Origin of the sequence: Tenacibaculum sp. MEBiC06402, from assembly GCF_049239625.1 — a bacterium.
Taxonomy (GTDB): Bacteria; Bacteroidota; Bacteroidia; order Flavobacteriales; family Flavobacteriaceae; genus Polaribacter.
Window position 1 is genome coordinate 90,038 of sequence record NZ_JBMKKT010000083.1, and the last position, 18,725, is coordinate 108,762.

The following is an 18,725-nucleotide window of genomic DNA, read 5'->3' on the forward strand; positions in this document are numbered from 1 at the left end:
TTTAAGCCCTCTTTTTTTTTATTTCACAATTAGTTTTTTAGATGATATTTCTTTTTTGGTATTTCTAAGTTTTATGAGGTAAATTCCTGAACTTAGATTGAGTTCTTTTGCTGAGATTAGTAATTCGTTGTTGTCTAATTTTTTGTTTAAAATCTCTTTTCCTTCAATAGTGTATAAAAGAAGTTGAACTTCTTTATTAGAACTACCTTGTAGTTTAATATGAAATAGATCACTACTAGGGTTAGGACTGATAATTAGTTCAAAAGGTGAATTTTCATCTTCATTACCCAAATAAACTGTATTAACAGCTTGGACGCTTCTATTTTGAATTGAATTACCACAAGAACCCTCGTAAATTTTCACATTACTAAAACTAGAGTTGTTTCCTGAGCCAGCGTCATTATCATTAATAAAAACTAAACGATCCATCGATCCTGTGTAAAAACTTCCGACAGGAATGATATAAGTAGCATTTCCGCTAGTATAATTATCATAGTTTGTCACACCATAGTTTTGTGTTCCATGTACCTTAAAATAGCGACTAGAGGTTAAACTATTATCATTCTCAAATCCGATTCCATGAATTTCACCTTGATTGGTGCTTGAAAAATCAAACTCGATTACTGTTTGAGAAGTTATGGTGTATGGATAGTTTATATATTTCCATGTGTTATTAGTTAATACTAACGAATTTCCTGCATTCTCAACAGAATAGTTTCCGTTCGAATCTTGATTTGAAAAAGAGGAAATTGTATAATTGGTAAAATTCAAACTATCACAAGTTGGATTTGGGTCAGGGTCAGGATCTGATACTTCACTTTTAATATTTATTGCATCTATTGCGATGTCACTTTGCCAGCCTGAGCTTCCAGAACCTGTTGTAACCACAAATCTAAATTGTACACTACTTTCGTTAGTGTAGGTATTCAAATTTATTGAAGCCTCATTCCAAGTATTTCCTTGGTTGCCATTTTCTAAGAAGAGAGTTGACCAATTCGTTTCTCCCTCTAATCTAGCCTCTAATTTTAAAGAATTCACAGCTGATCCATACATATGATAATTAAAGTCAAATTTAGGATTGTTTAAACTGCTTAAATCAAAACAAGGAGAGTTTAAAATAGCTTGTTTATTTGGAAAACCACTTCCTTCACCTGAGGCTTCAACATACAGATAAAAGCTTCCAGACGCACCGTTTGAAGGTCCAGTATTTGAAGAAGGTGTTCCTCCAGAGTCTCTAGTAAAATCTAAATCGTCGTTTATATCTTGGCTCCATGAACCTAATGAATTTTCAAAGCTTTCCCCGTATGGAAAATTAGAAATCGTTTGTGAACAAGTATCTACTGGTGGAGTAGTTGTAGGCGCATTTGATATTTCTATTAGATATTCTAACGCGAGCTTAGCAAACTTTGCTGCATGAGTTGCATTTGGAGTAGGTGATCTATCGTAGGTATCTCTTGTCGTATGAATATTTGGATTGCTTTGCCTAAAAGTAGCTTCAAATGGAAAAGCAACATTATATCCTTCTTGAGCCCAACTATAATGATCTGAACAACCATAATTACAGCTTGATGTTCCATAAGTCAGTTTGTGAGTTCCAGAAGCATTGTAGTAATTCATTAATTCTATCAAGAAATCGTTTAAAGTATCATCGTTGTAAGAATCCGTAGAAATATAAATGTCGTTAGTAGAACCTTTATAATTTGTCATATCAAGTTGTAAGTAGCTGATTACATTAACATTTCTATTCCTGTAATCTTCAGCAATTTCTCTAGAGCCTCTTAAACCTACTTCCTCAGCTGCAAACGCCATAAATTCTATGGTTCTTTTTGGTTGATAATTCATTTCGAATAAAACTCTTGCGGCTTCGGTAAATGTTGCTATTCCAGAGGCATTATCATCTGCTCCAGGAGCATTAGTAGTATTATTTCCTGAAGCTGTAGAATCTATATGACCACCTATTATTACATATTCATCAGGTAATTCGGTTCCGGTAATAGTCATTACAACAGAAGGCATATTTGTAGATGTATGATTGACTATTCTAACAGAAACATCGTTTCTTCCAGAAGCCATTGATTCCCATTTAGTCTTTAATTCTAAAACGGCTTGGCGAGCACTATTAGTTGTGTGATATCTAGTTCCGTAAGCCTGCAGCTCTAATATTTGAGCTTCAATATTTAAATTATTTACTAAGTTTAAACTCTGATTTACAAGTGCATCTTGCGTAATAGAAAAAGCTTGTAAACTAGCTTTACTACTCGTTTTAGCTTTTGATTTGTATCGTTTTGTTCGGTTAATTGCTTTTAATGCATTCTCTCTTGAAGATTCATATATAAAACCTGGGCCATGAACCAATACTTTATGATGTAATTCTTCAGCAGCATGATTTGTTAGCATTACAGCACTAAATTCATCTTTAGATTCAATAATAATAATTTCATTTGGGTGATTCTTTTGAAGTTCAGTTGCATCCAAGGTTTTCATAGTAGCGTAAAACATAGATTCTTTCTGTTGTGAGTGTACAGATATAAAGAGAGAAAAGAGTAAAATGAATACGTAATTGTTAATGAAGTTTTTGTTTTTCATTTCGAAGGGTTTTAGGTTAATAATTGATTGATATATAATACAGTCTCATTAAATGTGAGATTGAAATATCAGGTAGTGGGCTTTTGAACACAATTTAATGGGAGGTGTTCTTTTTTAAAGTGCTATTTAATGTAGCAAATGTAAAATGGATGGAAAACTCTTTTTGAGTTTATAACATACTATGCAGTTAGAGTGCCTAGTTAAATTTCGGGGTATTGCTGTTTTGATTGATTATTTAAAATTAAATAATATTAATTTATTTAAGAAAATAATGTTAAAATTATACAATATTTAATCTTTTATAGTAAAATTTCAAAATTTTAATTAGAAATAAACTCTAAAACTTACGTTAGGTGTTATTCTTAGCGAAGTATTTTCTATTTGATTTATGGTATTATTTTCAAGATCGAAATAGGTATTTAAAATGTTTCTTTTGTCTAAAACACTCCAAACAGAAATCCCAGAGGAAGCATCTGTATTTCCTATTTTAAATCGATATTGTAAAGAAGCATCGAACCTTAAATAATCTGCTAGTCTAGAGCTATTAGGATTGTCAAAATTAATCGTTCTAACAATTGTATTATCTGATTGTAACGGTTTTGTAAAAGGTCTTCCAGTATGCCAATTTAAGCCTAACGCAAGTTTAATGTCATTATAGGTGTAGTTTGCGGCAATATTTATTACGCTTCGAACATCTACATTATTAGGAAAGCTTTCGGCATTATTTAAACTAGCAAAATCATAATTATTTACATTATAACTGTAACTAATCCAGGTGTTAAAGTTTTGAAATCGTTTATTTATTAAAAAATCAAAACCTTTTACAGTGTAGTTTCCAATATCATTCACAAACTGAAATTGATTCTGAAATCCTTGACTTCTAGCACTTATATCATTTACGTTTTTCAGGTAAAACTCTCCGCTAATCAATAAATCATTCTTTTTATAAAAGATTCCCAGACTAGCTTGTTTACTCGTTATTATAGGTATCGTATTTTCATCTGCCAAAACCCAACGTCTTTTTTCAATTCCTAAAAAATCTTCTTGTAAATCAATTATTTGAGATACTGATTGACTTTTCATTTCTCCTGTGGCTAGTAAACTGAAGTTATTTAGAAACTTATAATTAAAAGTAACTCTAGGTTCTAGTGAAAACTTTTTAAACTTATCAAAATAAGTTAGGCGCGCTCCCGTTTTTAATTGAATTCGGTCCGTTGTATAATTAAATTGACCGTATGCCGCATGTGATAGTAAAACCTGCTTTATGTATCTTCTAAATTCCGGGTTATCAACGTCTTCTAAATTACTTATTGCAACTTGTGAAAATTGATAACCGGAAAGAAATGAAGACGATTCATTGAATTTATAATCCGCGTCAATTTTCAGCCCATTGTCCTGTACAACATTTTCTTGTATTAAGTTTTGATTGTTTAAAATATCAGCGTTATTAGAGGATAAATCATAATGAGTGAAATATTTTTGAGCACTAATTTTAAACTCATCATGTAGTTGTTTTTCGTAGGTAATTCCGCTTGTAAAGCTTTGTTGATTTAATTCACTTCTTACTTCTAAATCTCCAGTAGATCCTGTTAGTTTTTGATTGTAAGATAAATCGTTTTCAATGTTTAGAAAAACAACTTTTAACCTGTCATCTCTACTGATATCCCAAATAAATTTAGAGTAAATATCATGGAATTTAAAATTCTCATCTTTAACCAAAACACTATTATTATTTAATAAAGCGCTTAAATCAGAATCTTGAAACGCACGATTAAAATATTGTTTATAAGTTGGAGTATTTGCGAAATCTGTGATTGATCTTCTTGCCGCGATTTGAACTTCTGCAGTTTGAGATAATGGTATTCGGGTTAATACATCTGCATTAATCATGTTAATACCAAATTGAGTTGTAGTTTTGTTACTTACTTCATCAGGTAATCTCATGTCTATTACACTCGAAATACTTTCTCCATATTTTGCACTACTACCACTTTTTGAAAGGTTAATATCATAATCTAAATAGGGATTAAATGCGGAAATAAGTCCGAAAAAATGCCCTGATTTATACATTCTTATTCCATCAAATAAAATTAGGTTTTGGTCATGAGTTCCCCCACGAATATTGATGTTAGAAATACTTTCGTCAACCGCTATTACTCCTGGAAATGAGTTTATTATTTGCAGCACATCAGGTTCAATTAATCCTGGTAAAATCCCAAGTTTATCTGTTTCCAAATCTATTGATCCATCTGAATTTTTACTAATCCCTGAAGTCAAATAGCCTTGAACTAATACTTCATCTAAAGGCTCAAATTCTACGAAATTTCTTTTGGTTTTGTTTTTTTTAATCGGACGCCTGATAGCAATAAGGGTGTCATTTACTAATTCAAATTCTAAATTTGTTGTATTCTTTAAAAAAGTAAGAACTTCCGAAAGCGAAATATTCTCTTCAGGAAGCTTTATGTATTTGTTTTTTATGGTATTATCGGCATACGAAAAACTTACTCCATACCTCTTTTGTAAGACTTCTAAAACCTCACGGAGCGGAATTTTATCCTGACTATTTTGTTGAGGGAAAGAAGAAAAGAGGTTGAAAATAAGTAGTAATAGTAGTATAATTGACTTATTTCGTACGTTCACTTTTTAATATAATAGTCTTGTTTTTTTGTTCAGATACTAAATTGAAAGGTAAAGTTAATGTCTTTAAAGCTGTTTCAATATCATTGTGAATAAATTTACCAGTAAAAAGGAGGGATGTATCCATATTTTCAACTTTAACTTTTACATCATATTGTCTTTCAAATTCTTGTAAAACTTTATTGAAAGGCTCACTTGTAAAAACACTTTCATTATGAATCCAACTTGGTGAACTAACACTTATGTTGTTTCTAAATATTTTACCTGACTTGAAAGAATCTCCTGGAGTTAAAGTTTCTGAAATATTATTTGATTCAACTAATACAGAGCCTTCATAACAAATAACTTCAAAGTCATTATCTCTATTTTTAACGTTAAACTCTGTACCTAAAACAGTTACTGTTCCATTATTTGTATGTACATTAAATTTAGATCCTTTCGCAACTTTGAAGAATGCTTCTCCTTTTAAAGAAACTTCACGTTTATCTTTCCAAGTTTTTCCATTAAAAGAAATAGATGAAAGTGCATTGATTGTTACTTCGGAATTATCAGGTAATTTTGTAGTTACCTTATTGGCTGCTAGTGCATTAATGTTTGTATTGTTATCTCTAAAGAAATAGAGCAAACTTAAACCAATAATAAATATTGCAGCAATCTTACTGATAAAATTGAAAGAGATTAATTTTTCTTTTTTAACTTTATTTGCTGCTAAAATGTCTTCAAGAACTCCGTCTGATTTATAATCAGGAGCTTTAAATTGTTTTAACTTATCTGAAAGTTGAATTAATTCATTATAATCCTCAAGAGCTTCAAATTGCTTTTGCTCTTCAGGATTTAAATTATTATCCAACCATTTTTTTATTAATTCTGCTTTTTCCATACTAATACTCATAAATATAACAGATTAGTTTTTAAAATTCCTACCTATCTATTATTACAACCCTTTAATATCTTCTCTTAATTTCTTTAACGCCCCGTATATTCGCTTTTCTACAGCCTTGGTAGAAATATCTAAAATCTCTGCAATTTCCTTAAATCTTTTACCTTCAACTCGATTCATCATGAATGCAACTCTTTGTGCTTCAGTTAATTTGGAGAGTGCATTTTGTATTTTCTCCATATACTGATTTTCTTCCATCACATATTCTGGCGATTCATTTGTATGGCTTTTCTGAGGAGTTTCAGCATATTTTAATTTTACTTTCTCATGATTTGCTTGATTCAACATTAAGTTATTGGCCGTTGTATACAAAAAACTCTTTGCCTTATCAGGTGATATTTTATGACAGTTTTGCCAAACTTTTAAAAACGCCTCTTGCACCTTATCTTCGGGATTAAGTTTTTCACCAAACTTATAGTAGAGAAAATTAAAAAGAGCTTTGGAGTACTTTTGGAAGAAAGTTGAAAAGAGCGCTTCATTACAAATATCTTTGTCGGTAGTTTTTTTCATTAAACTTTTAAAAATTTCTCTAAAATTAAAAAAAAATAAAAACGGGGGTAGGAATTTTTAAAAGAGAATTGTTTCAATTAAAAGCAGGCCTCATTTAATAATTTAAACCTATTTTAAAAATAATTAGTAACCATGAAAACTTTAAAAAACTTGAAACCCCTAAAATTTTTAGCGATATCAGTTTTTGTACTGATGAGCTTTTTTTCATGTCAACAAGAAGCTATTGATATTTCTCAACCAAATGACAACCAATCTTTTAATGCAACTTCAGAAGTTGGGAAATTAATGGCAAAAACTGCCACTAATGACGGTTCGGTTGATAATATAATTGATAAAGCTAACTGTTTAGAGGTTAAATTACCTGTAACTGTTATTGTTAATGATATTGAAATTACCATTAATACTCAATTAGATTATGAGTTAATCGAAGATATTTATGATGAGTTCGCAGATGATATTGATAAATTAGATATACAATTTCCAATCACCATCATTTCTGGAGATTTCACAGAAACTACGATAAATAATCAAGCAGAATTAGAAGAATTAATTAAGTCTTGTGTTGGTGAAAACGAGCCAGACGACGATATCGAATGTATTGATTTTCAATACCCTATATCAATTTCAATTTTTAACACATCGTTCGACGTAATCGACACTAAAACAATTAACAATGATCAGGAATTATATGTTTTCTTAGAGAATTTAGACGATGCTACTTTGGCAAGTTTGAACTTTCCTGTTACAATGGTGTTAGCGGATGGATCTACAGTTGCTGTTAATAATAATGAAGAATTAATTAATACTATTAACCAAGCAAAAGATTCATGTGATGAAGATGATGACTATGATTATGATGATGATGATTTAGACTGCGATGTGAATTCAATTAAATCTAATTTAAAAGAGTGTTTCTGGGAAATTAGAAATGATAACGGAAGTACAAACTTGACGATTAAATTTAAGGAAGATTTTAGCTTTGTTGTTACTAATCCAAATGGAGTTGAAGAGGCTAGTGGTGCTTGGACAGTGATAAAAGAAGGTGAGTATCATTATGTTAAATTAGATTCTAATTATCAAGACTTTAACGGAAGTTGGAAAGTAGTTGAATGTGGTGACAATTTCTTAGAAATGTTTGACGAAGCTGGTAATTTCATTAAAATAGTTAAAGAATGTCCAAACAGTAGCAATTTAGCAGAAGTTAAAGAATTTATCAAAGAGTGTAAGTGGTATATGTATTACTTAAAAGTAGGTGGAGAAGATTTAACAGCACAATACCATGACTATCACTTTGACTTTAAGGAAGATGGAACATTTATCATGACTACTGGTGATGATCAAGATTTACATGAAGGTACTTGGGTGGCTCAAGAAATTGCTACGGGAGGAATTGCAATTACGTTATCATCTCCAACATTAACTGGTGATATTAATGATTACTATTTGCTTGCCGACTTAAACGATCATAAGATGGTTTTACAAGGTGAACAAGAGCATACTTTAAAACTTGAAAGAGTTTGTGATAGTGATCCAAGTAATGAAAATCAAGCTGAGCGTGTAAAAAATGCGATGAAAGAATGTACTTGGTCTGTGTATTATTTTGAGTTAAATGGTAACGATGCTACTCAGAATTACGAAATCTATTTTAACTTTAAGGAAGACGGAACGTTTGTAGCGGAAGGAAATGGAGAGAATTATGAAGGTGAATGGAGTGTAAATACATTAGATGATAATTCGACAGTAGTCGTAATTTCTTCTCAAAATTTACCGACTGAATTAACTGATGAATACACAGTTACATTTGACAGTGAGGATAAAGTTCATTTTGTAGATAACGAGCAAAACATTCTTAAACTACTTAAAAACTGTAATTAAAAAAACAATAAATCGATAGTGCTATAATAGGGATTGTTTTTATCGATTTGTGTTAGTCCCCCAACTTATTAATTATTTATTACTACAAGTAAGTTCGTATAAAATACGGACTTACTTTTTTTTATATGTATTATCTATTTTTTTTATCTAATAATACAACTAAAAAGCATAGTTCAATCTTATAGTTAAATCGCAATAAATAAGTTTTATTTATCTAATTAACCTCTCTGAGAATCGCGTATTTGAATTTAATCTGTATATTTTCCCGAATAATTGATTTTGACGTCGTGTCGATTTTCTGGAATTTTTGTTAAAATGTTCTATCTGATATTTTAAAAAAGCTATAAATTAAATAAGTCCGTATTTTCATACAGACTTATTTTTTATTAGGGATTATTAAAAATAAAATGATTGATTAAAAAATCACTTTTCAAATTCATCAAAAGTTCCGTCACTATATAAAAGAATAACTTTGATAAGCTTCTTAAGTTCATTAGCTGGAACTTCACTTAGGTTTTTTGTTTGCTGAGATTTTTGTATTTCAGTTTGATCAATCTTTTTTTCTGTTTGATTGAATAATGACGGGGAAGTAGTTTCTTCACTAACTTTAGGAAAAGTGCCTTTTCCATATAATAGCCAATCTAAATTTACTTCGTCAAAAGCCTTGTCAACTTTCAATATAAAATCTAAGCTCGGTTTATTTCTTCCAGATAATAGGTGAGAAATACTTGATCGGGGAACATCAATTTTTTCCGCAAAATTTGACGAACTCAAATTATAATAATCTAATATTAGTTTTAATCGTTCTATCATGTTACAAATGTAAACAATATTAATGTTTAACGATGTAAACATAAGATATTTTACCAATGTAAACAATAAAAATATTAAAAAATTACATATAACAGGTAATATATATTAAAGTAAAATATCAGGTAAATGTATTTAAATAATTAAAAAAGAGTAGTTTAGACTACTAAAATAGAGTTTGTTTATAGTGCGGGTAATTATCGTTGATTTACAATTGTAAAGAGAGGTGAAGTGGTATAAACTATTAAAAAACTAACTTAATTGACGTATACAATTGTAACTTATCAAACAGCTTATATTTAAAATTATAAAATTTCCTCTAGTTATAATTAAATAAACGTTGAATCGACTCATTAACACCATAAAGTGCATATTTAAGGTTAAATTAAGACAATTTAAGAACGTTAAAGGACTAATCTTCGGTACTAGGTTTACTTGTTATCATAAAAGCGTTATTACTATTAATAAACAAATATTCTAACCTTAAATATCATTGGTTACAATTGTAAACAGTTATAATTCCTTAATTTATGTAATAAAAAAAACACTCAGCAATGTGAGTGTTTTTATTGTTTAACATTGTAAACTTAATAGTTTACTTTCTATTTTTATTTTTATTATCTATCCATTGTTTAGCATTCACAAATGCTTCCAACCATGGAGAAACTTCGTCTTTTCTATTTTCAGGATAATAAGGCCAGTTCCACTGGAATGTAGATCTTTCGATATGTGGCATAGTAACTAAATGTCTTCCTGTCTTATCACACATCATTGCAGTATTATAATCTGATCCATTTGGATTATGTGGATATCCTTCATAAGCATACTTCGCGACAATGTCGTATTCAGATTCTTCTTTTGGTAAATTGAATTTACCTTCGCCATGAGAAATCCAAACTCCTAATGTTGTACCTTCTAATGTAGATAACATAACAGAGTTATTCTTTTGAACTTTTACAGATGTAAATGAACTTTCGTGTTTTTGAGAATCATTATGAACCATTTTTCCATGCTCATCATGATTTGGATTTATTAATTCTAATTCCATCCATAATTGACATCCGTTACAAATTCCAACTGATAATGTATCTTCTCTGTTGAAGAAGTTCTTTAAAGCGGTATTTGCTTTTTCATTATATAAGAAAGCTCCCGCCCAACCTTTAGCAGAACCTAAAACATCTGAATTAGAGAAACCTCCAACAGCTCCAATAAATTGGATGTCTTCAAGAGTTTCTCTTCCAGAAATTAAATCTGTCATATGAACATCCTTCACATCAAATCCAGCTAAATACATTGCATTAGCCATTTCACGTTCAGAGTTAGATCCTTTCTCTCTAATAATTGCAGCTTTAGGTCTTGGTAATGAACCATCAACTTTAGGAAGTTTTCCTGTAAAGCTTTTTGGGAAAGTGTACTCTAATGGTTGATTCTTATAATTATTAAATCTGTCTTCCGCTAAATTATTAGCTGTTTGTTTCTTATCTAATAAATAAGAAGTTTTATACCAAGTATCTCTTAACTCACTTACAGACAATGAATATAAATCATCATTATTCTTGATATTCAATCTATCAGCTTCTACAACTGAACCAATTTTAAAGAATTCAATAGTGTTTTCATTTAAGATAGATTCTATAGAGTCATCTTTTGATTGAATGATGATTCCATTATTCTCAGAGAATAATAATTTAATAGAATCTTCTTCATTTAATCCAGATAAGTCGATGTTGGCTCCAGTATTTGTATTAGCAAAACATAATTCAAGTAATGTAGTAATGAAACCACCAGAAGCGATATCATGACCAGCAACAATTTTGTCATCTTTTATTAATTGTTGAATTACATTGAATGCCTTCTTAAAGAATGAAGCGTCTTTAATGGTAGGAGCTTCATTTCCTATTTTATTAATTACTTGCCCGAATGAACTTCCACCTAATTTGAAAGTATCTTGAGATAAGTTGATGTAGTAGATACTTCCTGCATTTTGTTGGAAAACAGGTTCTACTACTTTTGTAATATCATTACAATTTGCAGCGGCAGAAATGACAACGGTACCTGGAGAAATTACATCTTCATTTGGATACTTTTGTTTCATTGATAAAGAGTCTTTTCCAGTAGGAACATTAATTCCTAAATCAATAGAAAACTCAGAAACTGCTTTTACTGCTTTATATAATCTTGCATCTTCACCTTCATTTTTACAAGGCCACATCCAGTTAGCAGATAATGAAACTGATTGTAAACCATCTTTTAATGGAGCCCAAACAATATTTGTTAATGCTTCTCCAATTGAGTTTAAACTTCCTGCTGTAGAATCAATTAAACCAGAAATAGGAGAGTGGCCAATAGAAGTCGCAATTCCTTCTTTTCCTTTAAAATCTAAAGCCATTACACCAAGATTGTTTAATGGAATTTGTAACTGACCCACACATTGTTGTTTAGCAACTTTACCACCAACACAACGATCTACCTTATTCGTTAACCAATCTTTACAAGCAACTGCTTCTAATTGTAGTACTTGGTTTAAATAATCATAGAAATTTTCTTTAGCATAATTTACTTCGCTATAGTTTCTAGAAACTGTAACGTCGTTCATTATAGTTTTTGGTGAGCTTCCGAACATATCATTCAGTGCCAAGTCCATTGGTTTATTACCTTTAGTTTGAGATTCGAATGTAAATCTATGATCATTAGTAACATCACCAACAGTATACATAGGAGATCTTTCTCTTTCAGCAATTCTCTCTAATGTATTTATATTTTCTTCAGAAATAACTAATCCCATTCTTTCTTGAGATTCATTTCCGATAATCTCTTTGTCAGATAAAGTAGGGTCACCAACAGGTAACTGATCTAAGTCAATTTTACCACCAGTGTCTTCAACTAATTCAGATAAACAATTTAAATGTCCACCAGCCCCATGATCGTGAATAGAAACGATTAAGTTTTCTTCACTTTCTACCATTCCGCGTACTGCATTCGCTGCACGTTTTTGCATTTCAGGATTAGAACGTTGAACTGCATTTAACTCAATTCCAGTGGAAAACTCACCAGTATCAGCAGAAGAAACAGCTGCTCCTCCCATACCAATTCTATAATTTTCTCCACCAAGAATTACAATTTTATCACCTTCTTTTGGCGTATCTTTTAAAGCTTGTTCAGCTTTCCCATAACCGATTCCTCCGGCTTGCATGATAACTTTATCGAAACCTAATTTTCGTGCATCTTCTTCATGTTCAAAAGTTAGTACAGACCCACAAATTAAAGGTTGTCCGAATTTATTACCAAAATCAGAAGCTCCATTTGAAGCCTTAATTAAAATATCTATCGGAGTTTGATATAACCAATCACGCTCATTCATTCCTTTTTCCCAAGGTCGATTTTCTTCTAAGCGAGAATATGATGTCATATAAACAGCTGTTCCAGCTAAAGGAATAGAACCTTTTCCTCCAGCTAAACGATCTCTAATTTCTCCACCTGAACCTGTTGCTGCACCATTGAAAGGTTCAACGGTAGTAGGGAAGTTATGCGTTTCTGCTTTCAATGAAATAACAGATTCAAATTCTTTTGTTTCGTAATAATCTGGTTTATCAGCAGACTTCGGAGCAAATTGCTCAACTTTAGGTCCCTTAATAAACGCAACATTATCTTTATAAGCAGAAACAATATCGTTAGGATTTTGTTTCGATGTTTCCTTAATCATTTTGAATAAGGAAGTAGGTTGTTCTTCTCCATCAATAACAAAAGTTCCATTAAATATCTTGTGACGACAGTGCTCTGAGTTTACTTGTGAAAATCCAAAAACCTCTGAGTCAGTTAATTTTCTACCAATTCTTTCAGAAACTTCATTTAAATAATCAATTTCTTCGTCACTCAATGCTAAACCTTCTTGTTCGTTATAAGATTTAATATCTTCAATTTCTAAGATAGGTTCTGGAGTAATATTTATGGTAAAAACTTCTTGGTTAAGTCCATTGAATTTTTGAGAAATCATTGGATCGAAATCTGTAAAATCTTCGTTTACAGCGTCAAATTCTTCGATTCGAATAATTCCTTCAATTCCCATGTTTTGCGTAATCTCCACAGCATTAGTACTCCAAGGAGTAATCATAGCTGCTCTAGGCCCAACAAAAAAGGCGTCAATAGACGCCATATCAAGTTTAGGTTTATTCGCAAATAACCATGTAAGTTTTGAAATATCTTCAGTTGTTAATTCTTTTGATGTTTGAACAGCAAAGACTTTACTGTTTGTGTTTCCAAAGAAATGAATCATTATGTGTTATTTAGGTTGTGTTGTTAAAAGCTACAAATTTACTTTTTTAATTGAATTAAGAGCGTAAAAAAAGCAGCAAAATTTGCTGCTTTTAATTTCTACTTAACGAGTAATTTTTTCGTTATAATTCCAAGTTCACTTTTCATTTTTAGAAAGTATGTTCCTGAACTTAACTTTTTGATTTTTATTTCATTACTATTAACTTCTTTAGAAGTTTTGAACACTGCTTGTCCGTTAATATTGTGAATAACAATTTCTTGAAATAGAATGCTTGAGTTATTTTTAATATAAAGAGTGTTATTTAAAATCGGATTTGGGTATACACTGATTTTATCAATTATTTCATCATCAACGCTAGCTGTAGCTGTATCATGAATTCCAATATTGTCAACAGTATCTTGAGCGAACTCATCCCATTCGTTAGTTTTGTCAAATGTTGTATTTGGATTAACCACTGAGCTTTTTCTTCTTAAAGTAACATCTTTTGCAAAATTTGCCGTTCCGCCATTAAAAACACCGATGATATCAATTAAGACATCATTTTTGAATAAACCAACTGGATCATTTCCATTGAAGTTGATAGGTTCTCCATTGTTTGTACTACTATTATTAGGATGCACATAATCTGCTTCATCTATAAGTTTTTGTAGTGCAGCACTTCCATTGATAATAACATAAACATCACCAGCAGCAATAGTTCCCGATAAATTTAAAGGAGCTGACCAAGTTGCTCCACCGTTACCATTTCTTTTGATGCTGTAAGCACTTAAATCTATAGGGTTTGGTGTTACATTAGCAATTTCGATTGCTTTGTTGTTACTAGAACCTTCAACATATTCAGAGAAAAATAATTCATTAGCACTACTTGTTCCACCATCGGTTGTTGTTGCATTCACGGCTGTGCTTAAAGCGGAAGTGTTATTCACAGCATCTTTAGCTAAAATTTGCACGCTATAAGTTGTAGAAGCTGTAAGTCCAGTAGCTGTATAAGTTGCAGTTGTTGATGTTCCATTTACGACATTATCAATGTAAATTTCATATTCAGTAACAGCAGTATCATCTGTAGAAGCAGACCAAGTAACTATAAAAGTAGTGTCTGTTTCGTTACTAATTACAAGATTAGTTGGAACTGAAGGCGCTTGAGTGTCTTCTAAAGTAGTTGGAGTTATAGCAGCACTTAAAGGTGATTCATTATCTGCTGCATCCTTAGCCAAAACAGTAATTGAATATGTTGTATTAGAGTTCAAATTACTCAAAGTAACACTTGTATTAGTTGTATTTGCCGTAAGACTTCCATCTACATAAACGTCATAATTTGTTACACCTATATTATCGGTAGCCGCAGTCCAAGATACATCAATGGAAGATGTGGTAACATTTGAAGCAGTTACATTAGTTGGAGCAGTTGGTGCTTCAGTATCATTATTAGTGTAAATACCCCAAATATCTTCTGCATCTGGTCCTCCCCAAATTCTTGTAGCTAATCTTGGATTGTCAATAAACGGATTTCTATTTCCTTGTGCATACGTATTAGCGGTATTCTCATGAAATGGATTACGCTGTTTTTCCACATCAGAAACTGGATCTTCAGCATTCCATTGTAAAAATAAATCTATCATGTCATCAGGGGTTTGAGAAGAATCTCCAACACCTACAAATGTTGGCTTACATTGGTCTCCATATCTTAAATACATATACATGATGATACGAGCAACATCACCTTTCCATTCATCACCTGGATACCAACCATTTGTAACAGAACCCGAATTGCCCGAACCAGTTGCAAATTTTTTATTTCCTCTTGATGAATTTACCTGAGTATCAGAAGGTCTTAAGTTATGAGCATCTGCATAAGGAGGTCCATTTGTTCCTCCTGCATCTAAATCCGGACTACCTAAAGAATTAGCAAATACATGCTCACGATTCCAGTCTCCATTATTACCTCCATTATCGTTGATTCCTCTGGTTCTAGATGTTGTTCCAGAGGTGCTATATCCATAAATAAGAAGAACCTCAGAACTATTTTCTGGGTTGACATCAGTTACTTTTGAAGCGTTCCATATACCCGGAGTATAATCTAATGCATTGGTGTGTGTGTTTATAATCTTTGTAGCCAATACATCTTTTAAAGCTACACCAGTAAGATTTAAATTTACATCATTGTAATAAGTTTCTTGAGAATAAGCCGAAAAAATTGTTAAACAGCTTACAAGGGTAAAGAGTAATTTTTTCATCATAAATATATAATGATTGTCTAAAGAATTAAGTTACGCCATTAGTGGCTTAATTTTTATCAGGAATTCTATCCCTGTCAATTTTTCCCTTTTTTATAGCTTTATATTTTTCGTAACAATTTAACACAGCTTCAATCATTTGTAAATCACTGGCTTTCTTAATGAAGTATTCCGAATAATTACAATCTCCTAATAATTTTGATAACTGTTGTTTATCCATTTCTAGATATTCCATCATTACTTCACGATCAAATTTACCTGCTAGCATTTTACGTAAATCATCTTCTTTCTTTAGTTTTTGTAACTTTTTTAGTTGTTTAGGTTTTTTGCCAAAGAGTCCGTAGACCATATCCACAGGGTTTAACAACTTTGCAATAGGTGAGGAGATCTTTTGTGGTCGACCTACTTCATAGGTTTGTGGCAAACCATTTAAATGAATTCGAGTGAAACGGTCTTTAGGTACTTGCTTTACATCAACTTCTAAGACTCCAATAAGTTTAGTAGAATTTATAACAACTTCTCGTACTTCCTCTGGTTTTTCATTTAAGGAAATAATCAATTCATTTCCTTTTAATAAATCATTAGTTACTTTTAATTTAATTGATTCAAATCCTAAATAAGAAACTAATACAGTGTCGTTGGCAGTAGCAGTCAATTCGAAAAGTCCTTTTTCATTGGTAATTGTACCTTCTACTGAATTTAAGTTAAGTATATGAGCAGCACTTAATGCCTTTTTCGTTGCAGAATTAACTATTTGTCCTTTTAATTTGTTTTGTGCTAAAACGTTAGCAGAACAAATAATAAATGAGATTATAAAAATACGTTTAAGCATATGCAATAATACGGATATTTAGGATGATTATAGTTAATTATATGTAAAAGTAGTTTCAAATATTGTTCCATAAAAAAGATAAGGCCTTTCAGAAACGAAAGGCCTTACTGATCTCCTGTTGAGATCTCGAGGGAAGGAGGATAATTGTTACTCTAAAAGTAGTAAATAATCTTTTAAAATAAGCTAATCTTTTGAGGAAGTTTTATTAAAAACTAACTCTTAGAAATAAAAAAACCACTAATAAACTGACTATTAATGGTTTGTTGTGTTTTGATTTCTGATGGTGCGCATAAGAAGATTCGAACTTCCACATTCATAAAGAATACTGCCCCCTCAAGGCAGCGCGTCTACCAATTCCGCCATATGCGCTAAAACTAAAAAAGTTAAGCATTTGCTTAACTTTTCTGTGACCGGGCTGGGGCTCGAACCCAGGACCCTCTCCTTAAAAGGGAGATGCTCTACCAACTGAGCTACCCGGTCTAAACTTTTTCCAAAGCGAGTGCAAATATACATGGACTATTTAAATGAAAAAATCTTTTTTTATATTTTTTTATAGATATTTGCTTTATTTCTGATTATGAAGATTGTTTTATTAGGATATATGGCCAGTGGTAAGTCGACAGTAGGGAAGGTTTTGGCAGAAAAACTAGATTTACCTTTTATTGATTTAGATAATTATATTGAAGAAAAGTATACTAAAAGCATCTCCGTTATTTTTAAAGAAGAAGGAGAAATTTATTTTAGACTTCAAGAGCATGAGGCGATAAAAGAAATTTTAGAAAATAAAGAACACTTTGTTCTGTCATTGGGTGGTGGAACTCCGTGCTATGCAAATAATATGACTTTAATTAACAGTTATAATGATCTTGTTTCGATTTATATTAAAGTTTCCATTAAAACTATTTATAACAGATTGTTGTCTGAAAAGGAGCATAGACCTTTAGTAGCTAGGATTCCAGAAGAGGAATTAGAAGAGTTTATAGCCAAACATTTATTTGAAAGAAGCTATTTTTATGAGCAAGCAAAACTTCGCATAAAAACAGATTCAAAAGATTTAACTGAAACAGTTAATGAGATAAAAGATAGATTAACTATTCTAGAAAAGCAATGATTTCATCCTTCTTAAACTCAACTACAACATGTTCTTTTATAGAGGTTGATAATGAGATACCCTTGAAGTCAGCTTTTACCGGATACTTTTTGTGATTTCTATTCACGAGTACAGCAGTTTTGAACTTTTTTAAAGGAACATCTAAAAAATGTTTTATGGCATATATTAGTGTAGTTCCAGAGTGAAGTACATCATCTACAAGCACAACTGATTTATTTTGATAACTACTTGCATTAATATCGGTAGATACAGAACTTAAAGGATTTTTTTTATCCATTATAACTTTACACAAAGTCACTTTAATATCTGAAATCTCTTTAATAACAGTAACAATTTTTTCAGCTAAGTAAAATCCATTATCGGCGATTCCGGCTATGACAATCTCAGACTCTTTGTAATTTACCTCATAAATTTGATAGGCAATTCGTTTTATTTTCTGAGCAATCTCAGTATTATTTAAAATAATATTTTGTGTTTCTACCATGCTACAAATTTAATCATCTTCTTCATTAGTTTCATAATAATCTTCAATATCTCTTCGGTCTTTTTTTGTTGGTCTACCTGTTCCTTTTTTGCGGTAGTAATCCTTAGCAAACTTTAAAAGTTCTGTTCTTTCGAATTCTTCTTTAGGAGTTAAATCTTTTCTATATAAATCTACAAGTTTTGCACCAACTCGACTTTCAGGAATATCAATTACCTTTATTTTGTAGTTTATCTGATTCTTACGAACGATGATTATTTCACCTCCGAAAACTTCTCGAGATGGTTTTAAGGTAGTATCATCAATTTTAACTTGTCCCTTTTTACAAGCAGTTGTGGCAATACTTCTTGTTTTAAACAGTCGAATACACCACAAATATTTATCTATTCTCATACAAAAAGTTAATTTTTTTGCGTTTACTTTTTACAAAGGTATA

At 31.2% G+C, this 18,725-nt stretch carries 12 protein-coding genes and 2 tRNA genes; 2 read left to right on the forward strand and 12 right to left on the reverse strand.

Features of this window, described 5'->3' with window-relative positions; translation table 11 throughout:
• Window positions 1-18: 18 nt before the first annotated feature.
• From ACOSP6_RS02365 to ACOSP6_RS02380, 4 genes are all read right to left on the reverse strand, one after another.
• Window positions 19-2,586: a M20/M25/M40 family metallo-hydrolase gene (locus ACOSP6_RS02365; protein ID WP_422093137.1), complete on the reverse strand. Its 2,568-nt coding sequence runs from the start codon at window positions 2,584-2,586 to the stop codon at window positions 19-21.
• Between the two features lie 324 nt (window positions 2,587-2,910).
• Window positions 2,911-5,226, reverse strand: a complete 2,316-nt coding sequence (locus ACOSP6_RS02370; RefSeq protein ID WP_422093138.1) for a TonB-dependent receptor plug domain-containing protein — start codon at window positions 5,224-5,226, stop codon at window positions 2,911-2,913.
• The gene (locus ACOSP6_RS02375) at window positions 5,210-6,115 is read right to left on the reverse strand and encodes a FecR family protein (protein ID WP_422093139.1); all 906 of its coding nucleotides are present in this window, start codon (window positions 6,113-6,115) and stop codon (window positions 5,210-5,212) included. Before ACOSP6_RS02375 ends, ACOSP6_RS02370 begins: the two co-directional genes overlap by 17 nt.
• 42 nt (window positions 6,116-6,157) lie before the next feature.
• Window positions 6,158-6,673 carry an RNA polymerase sigma factor gene (locus ACOSP6_RS02380; protein WP_422093140.1) on the reverse strand — a complete coding sequence of 172 codons (516 nt, stop codon included), beginning with the start codon at window positions 6,671-6,673 and terminating at the stop codon, window positions 6,158-6,160.
• Between the two features lie 192 nt (window positions 6,674-6,865).
• On the opposite strand from ACOSP6_RS02380, the gene ACOSP6_RS02385 reads away from it, so the two are divergent.
• On the forward strand, window positions 6,866-8,548 hold the full coding sequence (locus ACOSP6_RS02385; RefSeq protein ID WP_422093141.1) for a hypothetical protein: 1,683 nt from the start codon (window positions 6,866-6,868) through the stop codon (window positions 8,546-8,548).
• 423 nt (window positions 8,549-8,971) lie between these two features.
• Here ACOSP6_RS02385 and ACOSP6_RS02390 read toward each other — a convergent pair whose 3' ends face one another.
• The 6 genes from ACOSP6_RS02390 to ACOSP6_RS02415 all read right to left on the reverse strand — a co-directional run bounded on the left by ACOSP6_RS02390 (window position 8,972) and on the right by ACOSP6_RS02415 (window position 17,177).
• Window positions 8,972-9,361 carry a helix-turn-helix transcriptional regulator gene (locus ACOSP6_RS02390; RefSeq protein WP_422093142.1) on the reverse strand — a complete coding sequence of 130 codons (390 nt, stop codon included), beginning with the start codon at window positions 9,359-9,361 and terminating at the stop codon, window positions 8,972-8,974.
• Window positions 9,362-9,953: 592 nt separating this feature from the next.
• The gene (gene purL / locus ACOSP6_RS02395; protein WP_422093143.1) at window positions 9,954-13,631 is read right to left on the reverse strand and encodes a phosphoribosylformylglycinamidine synthase; all 3,678 of its coding nucleotides are present in this window, start codon (window positions 13,629-13,631) and stop codon (window positions 9,954-9,956) included.
• A 98-nt stretch (window positions 13,632-13,729) separates the two neighbouring features.
• Window positions 13,730-15,868 carry an endonuclease gene (locus tag ACOSP6_RS02400; RefSeq protein ID WP_422093144.1) on the reverse strand — a complete coding sequence of 713 codons (2,139 nt, stop codon included), beginning with the start codon at window positions 15,866-15,868 and terminating at the stop codon, window positions 13,730-13,732.
• Window positions 15,869-15,914: 46 nt separating this feature from the next.
• A complete protein-coding gene (locus ACOSP6_RS02405) occupies window positions 15,915-16,697 on the reverse strand; it encodes a carboxypeptidase-like regulatory domain-containing protein (RefSeq protein ID WP_422093145.1) in 783 nt (260 codons plus the stop codon).
• A 281-nt stretch (window positions 16,698-16,978) separates the two neighbouring features.
• Window positions 16,979-17,066 (reverse strand) — tRNA-Leu (locus ACOSP6_RS02410).
• Window positions 17,067-17,104: 38 nt separating this feature from the next.
• Window positions 17,105-17,177, reverse strand: a tRNA-Lys gene (locus tag ACOSP6_RS02415).
• A gap of 97 nt (window positions 17,178-17,274) precedes the next feature.
• Here ACOSP6_RS02415 and ACOSP6_RS02420 point away from each other — a divergent pair.
• A complete protein-coding gene (locus ACOSP6_RS02420; RefSeq protein ID WP_422093146.1) occupies window positions 17,275-17,808 on the forward strand; it encodes a shikimate kinase in 534 nt (177 codons plus the stop codon).
• On the opposite strand, the gene ACOSP6_RS02425 is transcribed toward ACOSP6_RS02420, so the two are convergent.
• Window positions 17,789-18,292 (reverse strand): phosphoribosyltransferase family protein, encoded by a 504-nt coding sequence (locus ACOSP6_RS02425; RefSeq protein WP_422093147.1) that lies wholly within the window; start codon window positions 18,290-18,292, stop codon window positions 17,789-17,791. The two genes, ACOSP6_RS02420 and ACOSP6_RS02425, sit on opposite strands and share 20 nt — an antisense overlap.
• Before the next feature lie 9 nt (window positions 18,293-18,301).
• Entirely contained in the window at window positions 18,302-18,682 is a 381-nt protein-coding gene (locus ACOSP6_RS02430; RefSeq protein ID WP_422093148.1) for an RNA-binding S4 domain-containing protein, read from the reverse strand.
• Window positions 18,683-18,725: the final 43 nt, after the last annotated feature.

Bases quoted from the DNA above. Each gene is read 5' to 3' on its own strand.
- ACOSP6_RS02400 (WP_422093144.1), bottom strand. From the start codon at position 15,868: ATGATGAAAAAATTACTCTTTACCCTTGTAAGCTGTTTAACAATTTTT.
- ACOSP6_RS02425 (WP_422093147.1), bottom strand. From the start codon at position 18,292: ATGGTAGAAACACAAAATATTATTTTAAATAATACTGAGATTGCTCAG.
- ACOSP6_RS02430 (WP_422093148.1), bottom strand. From the start codon at position 18,682: ATGAGAATAGATAAATATTTGTGGTGTATTCGACTGTTTAAAACAAGA.
- ACOSP6_RS02405 (WP_422093145.1), bottom strand. From the start codon at position 16,697: ATGCTTAAACGTATTTTTATAATCTCATTTATTATTTGTTCTGCTAAC.
- ACOSP6_RS02420 (WP_422093146.1), top strand. From the start codon at position 17,275: ATGAAGATTGTTTTATTAGGATATATGGCCAGTGGTAAGTCGACAGTA.
- ACOSP6_RS02365 (WP_422093137.1), bottom strand. From the start codon at position 2,586: ATGAAAAACAAAAACTTCATTAACAATTACGTATTCATTTTACTCTTT.
- ACOSP6_RS02375 (WP_422093139.1), bottom strand. From the start codon at position 6,115: ATGAGTATTAGTATGGAAAAAGCAGAATTAATAAAAAAATGGTTGGAT.
- ACOSP6_RS02380 (WP_422093140.1), bottom strand. From the start codon at position 6,673: ATGAAAAAAACTACCGACAAAGATATTTGTAATGAAGCGCTCTTTTCA.
- ACOSP6_RS02385 (WP_422093141.1), top strand. From the start codon at position 6,866: ATGAGCTTTTTTTCATGTCAACAAGAAGCTATTGATATTTCTCAACCA.
- purL (WP_422093143.1), bottom strand. From the start codon at position 13,631: ATGATTCATTTCTTTGGAAACACAAACAGTAAAGTCTTTGCTGTTCAA.
- ACOSP6_RS02390 (WP_422093142.1), bottom strand. From the start codon at position 9,361: ATGATAGAACGATTAAAACTAATATTAGATTATTATAATTTGAGTTCG.